Raw genomic sequence first — 12,287 nt, forward strand, 5'->3', positions numbered from 1 at the left:
TTATTCAAATTTTCGTTTGGGAGAATAACTCGTGTAGAGGAGTGATTTTCGTTTTTCCTCGGGAATGGTCTTGAGGTATTCGAAATACTCCTGAACAATAGGATTTTCATGCGCGTTCCGCATTGTCATTTTTCGGTCGATGCCGTAGATTCCGGCAATGCGTTTTTTGATAATGCGGTCAGAAGAAGGATTTGGCTGTCCTCCACCGCCAATACATCCACCAGGACACGCCATAAATTCGAGATAATCGAACAGACTCGGATTTTCCTTAATTGCCTTGAGAACTTTTCGAATATTTTTTGGCATCGCCACAACCCCCACTTTCACCTTCATTTTTCCAATGGAAATGACGGCTCGTTTCACGCCCTTCATTCCTCGAACTTCGGTGAGCTCAACGTTTTTCAAATTTTCTCCTGTGATCATGCGGTATGCTGTGCGAAGCGCGGATTCCATCACTCCTCCAGATGCACCGTAAATAACCGCCGCTCCGGTATGAATACCGTAGCGGTCAACCTCACTTGGCTCTAAACTTGGAAGATCGATATTGTGCTTTTTAAGGAGCACCGCGAGTTCCCGCGTTGTAAGAGAATAGTCAACAGGAAACATGCCATCAATTTTCATTTTTTCGTGTTGTGCCTCATATTTTTTTGAAGTACATGGCATTACCGAAACCACTACAATTCTTTTAGGATCAACACCTTCTTTCTCTGCCCACCACGTTTTATATGCACCACCAGAATGCATTTGTGGAGAACGTGCTGTGGTGAGATGTGGAATGAGCTCTGGATGATAGTATTCGAGATATTTCACCCATCCTGGGCAACACGAGGTAAACATAGGAAGTCCTTCACCGCTGTGAATTCGCTCAATGAGCTCTTCCGCTTCAACAATAGTAGTAATATCTGCTCCAAAATTCACATCGAATATTTTATCAAACCCAAGGAGTCGATATGCCGTGTACATTTTTCCAGTGAGATCTGTTCCGTACGGAGCGCCAAACTCCTCTCCAATACTCGCCCGAACCGATGGTGCTGTTTGGACGATGACAATTTTATCTGGATCGGCAATCGCCGCCTCCACCTGCTCAATATGTCCCTGTTCGCGAATAGCATTTACTGGGCACACCACAGTGCACTGTCCGCAGTAAATACAATCGACTTTGGGGTCTTTATTATAATCGACTCGAGTTTTTGTATTTTTTCCCGAAAGCTCCAAAAAATGAATACCAATACGATCACACGCCTTCACACACTTGTTACAGGCAATACAAAGCTCTGGGTCAAATTCTGCGGCCGTTCCCATTTTATGAATAGCTCGTCCCACCCTTCGGCGAACGTACTTATTTTCGGGAATGTGGTATTTATCAATTGTATCCGCCACTTTACACCAATCACCCTTTTGACACTTTGGACAAAGCTTTCGATGAGACGCAAGGAGAAGCTCCATGTTTTTCTTCCGCAAACGTTCGATTTTTGGAGAAGTCGTATGAATACGAAGTCCTTCCGATGCCGGAACCGTACACGACGTTTCAATTCGTTTTGTGTCTTCTAAAAGAACAAGACATGCACGACAATTTGCCTCCACTTCCATATCTTCGTGGTAGCAAAAGTGAGGAATGGGAATATCGTTTTCAATAGCAATCTGAAGGATATTTTTTCCTTCTTCTGTCTGGATTTCTTTTCCGTCGATGAATATCGAGACTTTTTTCTTCATAGAGGTTTGTCGAGAATATTTTTTGCGTAGCTTCGAATGGCAACTGGAACGGATTTTCCAAGCGCACAAAACGAGGAATTTTCGAGAAGTTCGAGAACATCTTCCATTTGTTTCCACGGAATATGCTTCGCCTCTTTTACCAAGTGATAGAGCTGATAGGTTCCCTCACGACATGGCGTGCATTTTCCACAGCTTTCTTCTTTGTAAAATTCAAGCCATTTCATAAGGAGATCTTTTGGTTTTATGCTCATGCGATAGACTTCAATAGAACCAGCGCCAGTAACCCGCTCGGTTTTTGCCTGTTCTGCACTAAAAACCTCACCACTTGCACTTCCCCCAATTTGAATAAAATAGGGAAATTTTGGCTCATTTCCAGTGGCTTCAAGCACTTTCCACGACGACCACTCCGCTGGAAGATGATACACTCCGGGATGCTGTATTTCTCCAGAGAGACAATAAAATCGACGACCGTCGTAACTCCCCTGTTCCACTGCCGCAATGTTAAAAAGAGTTTCTACATTGTGAACAAGTGTTGGCTTTCCGAAGAGTCCTTTTTGCGCCGGAAATGGTGGTTTGAGTCGCGGTTTGGTTCGTTTTCCTTCAATAGCATTCAGAAGTGCGGTTTCTTCTCCGCCAATATATGAAGGATGTTCACGAAAAACTTTGATGTCGTACCCCTCTTTGGCGTACTGCTCAATAATATCATCAAGCTTTTCGTGAAGTTCACGGTAATATCGGGCATTCATATTGAAATATCCCTTTTTTGTTTCGAGAAAATCCATGGCAAGTTTCATGCCAGCAAACACCTGCTCGGGGTGATCACGAAGAATTTGAATATCTTTAAAGAGTCCAATTTCTCCTTCGGACGCATTGCACACCACGTACTTTGGTTTTCCCTTGGCACTCTTTACAAATTCCCATTTTCGATAAGTGGGAAATTCCGCTCCACCGCGACCCACAAGCCCTGCGGATTTAATTTTTTCGAGAATATCTGTTTTTTTGCTTTGAGTGGGAGACACGTTTTTTCGTGTAAAAATCAATCGTATTGTACCACTTTTAAAAAGAGAAGGAAATGAGAAATCGAAATCTATACCATCTTTATTTTGGGAAAATATTGTTTCGGGAAAAACGGGAAAAACTACTGATTCCCATTTTCCAAAAATGCATTTAAAAGCGATTTTTCCATTTCCTTTTGCGGAGCCTCTTTTTCCGTCCAAAGAAAAAACTGTCGCATTCCCTGAAACAGCAACATTTTTTCTCCAGTAACAATAGTGCCACCATTTTTTTGAGCATCGAGCAGAAAACGAGTATGAAGTGGAAAAAAAACCGCATCAAACGCCACGCCAGAAAATTCATTCCAAACAGGTTCTAAAACCGGAGATTCATCTGATCGAAGCCCCACAGAAGTCGCGTTTGCGACAAGAGAAAAGCGGGATGCGAAAAAATGCTCCAAAAGTTCAAATGAAGCACCGAAGCGTTTCGCAAGTTTATCTCCCTTTTCGGGATTTCTCCCAAAAATCGTTACTTCTGCGCCAGCTTTTTTGAGCGCAAAAATAAGCGCACGCGCCGCGCCCCCCGTACCAATGACGGCAGAAGGCAATCCAGAAAAATCGGAAACAGATGGAGACACAGCAGAGAGAAAACCAAAAGCATCGGTGTTGTCTCCATACATTTTTCCATCTTTCCAAAAAAGCGTATTCGCGGCACCAATTGTTTTCGCTGTTTCCGTGAGTTCATCAAAAAATGGAAGAACTGCTTCTTTATGTGGAATAGTAATGGCGAGTCCAGAAAATTCCTCTACTCGAACTTTGTCAAAAAAAACAGGAAGTTCTTCTGGTAACACGTCAATCCGCTCAAAGGTCGCAGAAATACCGAATGCATCAAACGCCGATTTCTGCATTGGTGGCGAAAGAGAGTGCCCTATGGGATGACCAATGACAGCATATTTCATGTGTTGGAATGGAGAAATGATGGCGCTACTTTACACGGAAGAATTTCGACACTTTCCCATACTTTTCCCAAAATATACGGCTCTTTTGCAAGCCACTGTTGCAACTCTTCATCTGATGGAAAATCAACAATAAGCACAGATCCGTTCATGTTTCCCACATCACCGAGCAATGCGGCGGCACAAATTGCTTTTCCTTCCTTTCTCAGGGCATCGTTGACATTAAGATGATCTTTTCTTGCACTAAGACGTCTTTCGAGAGCTTTTTCATCTTGATAATCTCGAGCGATTATAACGTATTGCATGGAAAAAAAAGAGAGTCAGTCAAATTTCATCCGAAGTGTCGTTCCAGAAGAAGCGGTATTTCCAAAAATATCAGAGAGATTTTTCCAAGAGAGTTCGCAAAACGGACTCGTTTCTGAAAGTACAATGTCGCCAAAGACCAAACGGACATCCCGAAGATCATTTTCATTTCGAGCAAGTTGATAGGGAACAAACACATTTTCATCACATCGAAGTTCAAAAGTATCGGGAGAAAATTCTTTCGCAAGTGCCTCTGAAAATCGAGTGAAGATTTCTCGAGGAGGTTCAAAAATTGCCTGCTCCAAAAATGGAGGAAACGTATCGGGGAGGAGTTTGACAGTAAATATTCGATTTCGAGAAAGCCTTGTTTTACACACCGAAATATTTTCTCGCAAGAGCGATTCATCACAACCATCAACAGAAAACCCAGTTTCCCCCACTCCACGAAAAATAAGCGTGAGATCATCTTCCGTTCCGCTCTGTTGAAGCCACAGAAGCTCATGCGACTCATTTGGAAGCCACGTTTCTGGGAAAACAAATACAAGTGGTATTTCCAAAGATTGTCCAGGATCAAGAGAAATCACACGCGAAAACTCCTCAACTTTTTCTTCAGGAAGAGATTGTTGTTCCCATTCTTCAGAAGTCTCGGAAAGTTTAGTTCCTTGTGGATGATACACACGAATGAGCATTCGCTCAGGACCAGAAAAAATATTATCTGTTCCAGTGTGTTGTAAATGTATTGCAAATCGCTCTGATACTCCTCCTTCGGGAGAGAGCGTGATTTCAGAAGTTACATTTCGCAGAATGTATCGATCGGATTTTTTTCCGCCCAAATTCGCAACATTCACCCCAAAAAAACCATTCCATGGCATTTCTGCAGTATTATTTTTCGGAAACTCTCCTGTCCATCCTTTTTCTTGTGCAATATGTTGCAACTTCTCATCCAAAAACCAGACTTGGATTTTTTTTGTATCTGCTAAATATGTGGCGAGCTGTGCCATTTTTGGAAGACGAAACCATGAAGCGGATCGAAAAAGATTGTGCGCCATGTCTCCCAAAAAATCTTTTCGCTGATCAATTTCTTCTTTGGAATGAAGATTGATATTTTTCGTTTGTCGCTGAAGCGAAAGAAAAAGATCTTGAGAATCCTGAGGATCTAAAAGTTGAATAACTGATTCTACCGCGGAAAAATTTACCGCAACAACGACATCAATTTTTGTATTGGCAAAGCGAGGATCAAATCTCAGAAAGCGGATTGTCTCTTGTGCGGACTCGGAAAAATCTGGGGAAAAATTGCTATCACGAAATACCATTCCCGAAAACTTCGGATCTTCTGCAAAAATTTTTGCCATCGCCGGCGGCGCTTTCTGGGGAATGGGAGGATTTGCCACGGCATAGGAATCGAAAAAGTGGAGTCTTTCTTTTTCTTTGGGGGTAAAGAGAATAAAGCCCGAAAGAAATCCGCCCGTCGGACGAAGTTCTGCTTCATTTTGAAGAAGCACCAGTATATTTGCCTTGCGAAGCTCATTTGTGTACGGAACAAACTCTGAAAAAGAACCACTTGCAAGCCGAAAAAGAGGAATAAGAAAGAGGAAAAGGAGAAGAAAAAGTGTTGCAAGAATTCCAAAGACAATAAGCCAAAAATGGGATTCTTTTTCTACTTTCTTTCCGAGTCGGCGCTGGGAGAATGCACGCTTTTTCATGGAATGCATTCTATGCTATTTCTTTTTTCTTGTCATTGTGAACTCTCTATCTTGTTACTGCAGGCTTCCTTCTTTGTCATTACGGACGTGATCCGCAATCTCTCTTCACAACAGAAGAGATCCTGAATCAAGTTCAGGATAACAGAGAAGGAGAGGATAACAGGAGGGAAATATTTTTCTCTCTCCTACTTTTTTTATTCATGTTCCATTTTGATAATATTCATAACCTTTTCGTTCTGTCTCGCAAAAATAAAAAGCAGGGTCCAAGTTGCTTCTTTTTCATTACTCCAAACCCCCTGATCAAAATCGATACAAGAAATCTTCATTGTCTCTGGATCTACCAATAAATTTGGAGAACTCATAAAATCATAGTTAACAACGCTCCAGTCGAAGTTTTTGAGATTTTCGTCCTTATGTCTATCTGCGTACTTCGAGAGTCCACCCAAATCAAGTTTTGCATCTATTTTTGCAGAATCTTCCACAACGCTATTTACTCGCTCCAGCATGCGATACATATTTTGCAATTTCAGAATAAGGAGATATATATTTCGCAACAATCGAGGATCCTCTTTTTGACTCTCACTCAAGGAGGCTATTGTTACCTGAGGAACTCTTTCTTGTACTGTATACTCCTTTACTACTGTTCGACTGCCATCTTTTTTATTTCCTAAAATGAAAAAGGATTCAGGAATAAAACCTCCAAGGAAGAACTCTAGCATTTCATATTTTTTCTTCTTGTATAAGATTCTCCAAAAATGACCCTCAGGATCCATTGGCTCTTTTGGATTGTGATTCCACTTTACAACATATTCCTCCCCCCTCTCTTCTTTCGGCATCTTTGACATAAGAGAAACAACAACATTATCCTTTCCCCTTCCAATAGAAGAACTGAATTTTCCGTCAAATGGGGTCAGTGGATCTTTTTTCATATTTTTATTATATCACTATAAAAAATTTTGTCTCAAAAATTTTGTGACTAGTTGAGGCATATTTTGGACATTATTTTTTATCACAAAAAAAACGACACCAGTTTAGGTCAGTTTGCAAATGGATAAAGCCTCATTTTAAAAAATCTTATTCAACTTTTATTTTTCTTTGAATATTTCTCGTAAATACTGACCAGTAAATGATTTCTCATTCCCTGCCACTTCTTCTGGCGTTCCCTCTGCAATAATCTGACCTCCACCAGAACCTCCTTCTGGACCAATATCCACAAGATGATCGCAACACTTCACAACATCGAGATTGTGCTCAATAACGAGAACCGTGTTTCCTCCTTCTGTTAAAGTATTCAGCACTACTAGGAGCTTTTTGATATCATCAAAATGGAGCCCTGTCGTTGGCTCATCGAGAATGTAGAATGTTTTTCCAGTACTCCGTTTGCTGAGCTCTGTTGCAAGTTTGACGCGCTGTGCTTCTCCACCAGAAAGTGTGGTAGCAGATTGCCCCAACTGAATATACCCGAGCCCAACTTCATCCAGTGTTTCGAGTTTTCGTTGAATAGAAGGAATACTTGCAAAAAATTCGAGCCCCTCAGAAACGGTCATCTGGAGAATATCCGCAATATTTTTCCCTCGCCATGTAATTTCAAGTGCCTCTGCATTATAGCGTTTTCCTTTGCAGACTTCACACGGGACATAAATATCTGGCAAAAAATGCATTTCGATTTTTACAATACCATCTCCTTGGCAAGATTCGCATCGTCCTCCTTTTACGTTAAACGAAAACCGTCCAGCACGGTATCCGCGGAGCTTTGCCTCAGAAGTTGTAGCAAATAAATCACGAATATCGGTAAAGACACCCGTATAGGTAGCAGGATTACTTCGTGGAGTTCTTCCAATGGGAGATTGATCAATCACAATTGCTTTATCAAGAAGACGAATCCCCTCAATGCGTTCCACGCTTCCAACAGGTTGGCTCGCACGATTAAGTTCGTTGAGTAGATATGGCGCGAGAATTTGATTGATAAGAGAACTTTTTCCGGAACCAGAAACCCCTGTAATACCAATGAGCTTCCCCAAAGGAAGACTGACACTTACATTTTGAAGATTATTTTGATTGGCGCCAACAATGCGAAGATGTTTTCCGTTTCCATCTCGACGCTTTTTTGGAATGGCAATCTTTTCTCTTCCCGAAAGATATTGTGCAGTGGGAGAATTTGGATTTTTGAGAAAATCACGAAGAACACCTTGATTCTGAACCTCTCCTCCGTGTGCACCTGCTCCAGGTCCAATTTCAAGAAGCCAATCGGCTTCTCTCATCATTTCTTCATCGTGCTCTACAACTAATACCGTGTTTCCAATGCTTTGGAGATCGCGGAGAGTTTTAATGAGTCGAGAGTTATCTCGTTGATGAAGCCCGATAGACGGCTCATCGAGAACATAGAGAACACCCTGTAATTTGCTCCCGATCTGTGTAGCAAGACGAATACGTTGTGCTTCTCCTCCCGAAAGAGTATTCGCCGAGCGAGAAAGTGTGAGATAGCGAAGTCCAACATCTTGCAAAAATGAGAGTCTTGCAGAAATTTCAAGGAGAATAAGGCGTGAAACCTCTTTTTCGTAAGCATTCAGTTTTTCGGGCAGATTTTGAAAAAACAAAAAGGCATCGCTCACCGAAAGACGAGTAACATCAATAATATTTTTTTCACAAATGGTGATACTCAAAATTTCTTTTTTGAGGCGCGTTCCATGGCAATCTGGGCATTCTTCCATTTCCATAAATTTTTCAATTTGCTTTCGAGAAAAATCGGATTCTGTTTCGCGAAAACGACGTTCTAAATTGGGAATAACTCCTTCAAACTTCACGAGAGCATTTCCCGAAAATCGATCGGAGTCCATAAGAACTGAATACTCCTCATCTCCTGTTCCATGAAGAATAATGTTCGCTTGCTGCTCTGTAAGCTCTCCTACAGGAGTATTCATGGAAAAATTATACTTTTTCACGACCTCCTGAAGAACACGCTGATTCCACCCCTCTCTGCTCGTCATAGTTGCCCAAGGAACAACAGCACCTTCCGCAAGAGTAAGCCGAGGATTCGGGAGGATTCGATCAGGCTTCACCACCATACGATGTCCAAGTCCATGGCACGATTCGCAGGCACCGTAGGGAGAATTAAACGAAAAATTTCTCGGTTCAATTTCTCCAATAACAGGACCATGTTCTGGACAAATAAATTGTTCAGAATAGATGACTTCTGCCTTTGTGTCGACATCGAGAATAGTAACAAGCCCATCACTTTTTCTGAGAGCAATTTCTACAGAATCGGCAAGGCGACTCTTGTCTTCATTTTTATCCTCTACTTTTTCTCCACTCGGAAGATCGATATATCTTTTTCCAAGATTTTTTATAACGAGACGATCAACAACAATTTCAATGGTATGAGGCTTTTTGGGATCAAGCTCTACTTCTTCGGCAATAGAAACAATATTTCCATCAATACGCATGCGAACAAAACCTTCTCGACGAATATTTTCAATGACTCGCTCATGTTCTCCTTTTTTTCCGCGAATAACTGGAGAAAGAATCATGATTCGTGTTCCTTCTGGCATCTCTGCAATACGCTCAGCTACTTGGCTTGCAGACTGTTTTTCAACAAGATGATTACAAATGGGACAATGTGGTCTTCCCACTCTCGCATAAAGAAGACGAAGGTAATCGTAAATTTCTGTCACGGTTCCCACTGTACTTCGCGGATTTCGTGGAGCGGTTTTTTGATCAATAGAAATAGCAGGAGAAAGCCCTGAAATACTTTCAACATCTGGCTTCTCCATCATTCCCAAAAATTGACGGGCGTAGGTGCTTAGAGACTCAATATAACGACGCTGTCCTTCTGCAAAAATAGTATCAAAAGCGAGAGAGCTTTTTCCAGAGCCAGAAAGTCCGGTTACTACTACCAATTTTCCTCGCGGAATACTGACTGAGATATTTTTGAGATTATGCGTCTTAGCACCCGTTACAATAATATTATCCTCCATGTGTGAAAACAACTTGACCGATTTTTTCATTTTTTTAAGTAGATTGCAAGAGGACGAGGTTTTGTATTCGTCCTTTAATCTCATTTTTTCTTTCTCAAAATATTCTTGTCGATGAAAGATGACAGTGTGTTCACAAAGATGATATGTTGACCCATGACTTTTTCGAAAAAATGTCCTTTCTCTTTACTTCCGAATCGGTTACGTGCGGACACCCCGATAAAATTTGCGATCAAATTTCTGATGCTATTCTCGATGAAGCATTGCGGCAAGATCCACATTCCCGTGTTGCGGTAGAAACCGCAGTAAAAACGGGAATGGCAATGGTTTTTGGAGAAATGCGAACAACGGCTTGGGTGGACGTAGAAAAAATTGTCCGTGATGTAGTGCACAATATTGGCTATACCCATGCAAAATATGGACTCGATTTTGAGGCAATGGCAGTTCTCTCTGCTATTGGGCAACAGAGTTCAGAAATTGCGCAAGGAGTAGATGAAACCGAATCGCACGAACTTGGAGCCGGAGATCAGGGAATGATGTTTGGCTATGCCTGCCAAGAAACCAAAGAATTTATGCCACTCCCCATCACTCTGGCACACCGATTGACACGACAAGCAGAAGAAGTTCGCAAAGAAGGAATTTGCCCATTTCTTCGTCCAGACGGAAAGTCGCAAGTTACTGTGGAATATGATGATTCTGGGGAAGTAAAACGAGTCCACACTGTGGTGATCTCACTTCAACACACTCCTGATATTTCTCAAACGAGCCTCTCTCAAGAAGTACACCAACACATTATTGAACCCATTCTCAGTGAATTTCTCGATTCAAAAACTCTTTTTCACATCAATCCTACGGGGAGCTTTGTAATTGGCGGTCCGCAAGGAGACTCTGGACTGACGGGACGAAAAATTATTGTCGATACCTACGGAGGAAGTTGTCCACATGGAGGAGGAGCTTTTTCGGGAAAAGATTCGACAAAAGTCGACCGAACAGGGGCGTATGCCGCACGACATATTGCAAAAAATATTGTGGCGGCAAATCTTGCAAAAAAATGCCAAGTGCAACTCGCATACGCTATTGGAGTTTCTCGTCCGGTTTCAGTTTTTATTGAGACATTTGGAACAGGGACTCTTTCCGACCGAACTCTTGAAGATGCCGTACAGCAGATTTGGGATCTTCGTCCATCGGCAATGATTTCTCACTTTGATCTTCGGAAACCGATTTTTCAACAAACCGCTGTCGGCGGACACTTTGGAAGAAATGAGTTCTCTTGGGAAAATACTGAAAAAGTCTCAGATCTTCTTCAGTCTGTTTAATGCATCCCAATGAATATGGGTCGAAAATATTGGCCAGTTTGGGTACTCGTTGTTGCCATGTTTTTTGCTTGGCTCTCATGGGGAATGGTCTTTAATAATATTTCTCCCATTGCCTCACCTCAAGTTGGCGTTCCTCTTTTCTATCTCACAGCTTTCCTTTCGGAAAGCCTGACATTTTGCGCTTTTTCCGCACTACTCCGTATTGCCTTTTTGCCAAATACTACTGTGGCAGGACATGTTTCTGGAGCCATTCGTCAGGGGCTTATTTTTGGACTTGCGCTCGTAGGAATCATGCTCTTTCAGCAATTTCGCATTCTTACTTGGTGGATTGGAACAATGATTTTTTTGATGGGACTCTTTGTAGAGGCTTTTTTTTGGGGACGATCGGATATTCCAAAATAATCTTTAAAACCCTATCTCCAAGCGATTTTTAAAAGATGTACATTTTCCTGTCGAATAATTTTTGACTCATGTTTCCCTCGTAACTCCTCCGAATTCCTTTGACAAACAAAATCTTGACCACTTCCCTCTTTTTTGCGAGAATCCGCAAGCGTTTTTGAAAATGAGATGCCGGGGTGGCGGAACTGGCAGACGCGCGGGACTCAAAATCCCGTTCCCCTTGGGGAGTGAGGGTTCGATCCCCTCCTCCGGCACCAAAAAGCCACGTCAGAGTTTTTTCTTCTTTTTCTTGTCGATCATGTCACACCCCATTCTTAAAACAGATGTTTATACTCCAGGAACGGCACAAGTAATACGAAGTTCAGGGAAAGTTCCTTCTGTTGTATATGGTCACAAATTAGAAACAAAGAATATAACTGTTGATAAGCAAGAATTTCGACGTGTTTACCGAAAAGCAGGAAAAGCAACACTTGTCGATCTCGAAGTTTCTGGAAAAACAATTCCGGTTCTTATTCACGTTGTTGATACTCACCCTATTTCAGGTGACCCGATTCATATTGATTTCCATGCGGTTCGAATGAATGAAGAAGTACATGCTGTTGTTCCCGTAAAATTTTCTGGTATTTCGGATGCAGTAAAACTTATGGGAGGAGTCCTCACTATTCAACACGAACAAATTCATATTAAATGTCTTCCAAAGCACCTTATCTCTTCTGTAGAGACCTCACTTGAAAAGCTCAAAACCTTTCACGATACCATTACTGTTGCCGATATTCCTTTCCCCAAAGAAGTAACTCTCATTGATCCTCCAGAAACAGTTATTGCAAGTGTAAATGCGCCTCGTGTGAACTCTGCAGATGAAGAGACAGAGACATCATCAGAAGGAGGAGAAACTGGAGAGAAGGTGGAGAAGAAAGCCTAGTTCTCATATCCC

Annotated in this window: 10 protein-coding genes and 1 tRNA gene; 4 read left to right on the top strand and 7 right to left on the bottom strand. The window is 41.8% G+C overall.

Translation table 11 applies throughout. From position 1 onward, the window contains the following. The 7 genes from IPN35_03175 to uvrA all read right to left on the bottom strand — a co-directional run bounded on the left by IPN35_03175 (nt 1) and on the right by uvrA (nt 9,641). Complete coding sequence (locus IPN35_03175; protein QQS59845.1) at nt 1-1,713, bottom strand: (2Fe-2S)-binding protein; 1,713 nt, start codon at nt 1,711-1,713, stop codon at nt 1-3. Then, on the bottom strand, nt 1,710-2,732 hold the full coding sequence (locus IPN35_03180) for a hypothetical protein (protein ID QQS59846.1): 1,023 nt from the start codon (nt 2,730-2,732) through the stop codon (nt 1,710-1,712). Before IPN35_03180 ends, IPN35_03175 begins: the two co-directional genes overlap by 4 nt. A gap of 119 nt (nt 2,733-2,851) precedes the next feature. Then, complete coding sequence (gene aroE, locus IPN35_03185) at nt 2,852-3,664, bottom strand: shikimate dehydrogenase (protein QQS59847.1); 813 nt, start codon at nt 3,662-3,664, stop codon at nt 2,852-2,854. Then, on the bottom strand, nt 3,661-3,966 hold the full coding sequence (locus IPN35_03190; GenBank protein ID QQS59848.1) for a YciI family protein: 306 nt from the start codon (nt 3,964-3,966) through the stop codon (nt 3,661-3,663). The genes aroE and IPN35_03190 overlap by 4 nt, the downstream gene beginning before the upstream one ends. Before the next feature lie 15 nt (nt 3,967-3,981). Continuing rightward, nucleotides 3,982-5,667 (bottom strand): DUF4012 domain-containing protein, encoded by a 1,686-nt coding sequence (locus IPN35_03195; GenBank protein ID QQS59849.1) that lies wholly within the window; start codon nt 5,665-5,667, stop codon nt 3,982-3,984. Between the two features lie 194 nt (nt 5,668-5,861). Continuing rightward, on the bottom strand, nt 5,862-6,596 hold the full coding sequence (locus tag IPN35_03200) for a hypothetical protein (protein ID QQS59850.1): 735 nt from the start codon (nt 6,594-6,596) through the stop codon (nt 5,862-5,864). A 156-nt stretch (nt 6,597-6,752) separates the two neighbouring features. Continuing rightward, nucleotides 6,753-9,641: an excinuclease ABC subunit UvrA gene (uvrA, locus tag IPN35_03205; GenBank protein QQS59851.1), complete on the bottom strand. Its 2,889-nt coding sequence runs from the start codon at nt 9,639-9,641 to the stop codon at nt 6,753-6,755. A 170-nt stretch (nt 9,642-9,811) separates the two neighbouring features. On the opposite strand from uvrA, the gene IPN35_03210 reads away from it, so the two are divergent. From IPN35_03210 to IPN35_03225, 4 genes are all read left to right on the top strand, one after another. After that, nucleotides 9,812-10,954: a methionine adenosyltransferase gene (locus IPN35_03210; GenBank protein QQS59852.1), complete on the top strand. Its 1,143-nt coding sequence runs from the start codon at nt 9,812-9,814 to the stop codon at nt 10,952-10,954. Between the two features lie 9 nt (nt 10,955-10,963). Next, nucleotides 10,964-11,356 (top strand): hypothetical protein, encoded by a 393-nt coding sequence (locus IPN35_03215; protein ID QQS59853.1) that lies wholly within the window; start codon nt 10,964-10,966, stop codon nt 11,354-11,356. Nucleotides 11,357-11,523: 167 nt separating this feature from the next. After that, a tRNA-Leu gene (locus tag IPN35_03220) sits at nt 11,524-11,610 on the top strand. A 41-nt stretch (nt 11,611-11,651) separates the two neighbouring features. Further along, nucleotides 11,652-12,275, top strand: a complete 624-nt coding sequence (locus tag IPN35_03225; GenBank protein ID QQS59854.1) for a 50S ribosomal protein L25 — start codon at nt 11,652-11,654, stop codon at nt 12,273-12,275. Nucleotides 12,276-12,287: the final 12 nt, after the last annotated feature.

The sequence above is a fragment of the Candidatus Peregrinibacteria bacterium genome (genome assembly GCA_016699755.1).
Taxonomy (GTDB): Bacteria; Patescibacteriota; Gracilibacteria; order CAIRYL01.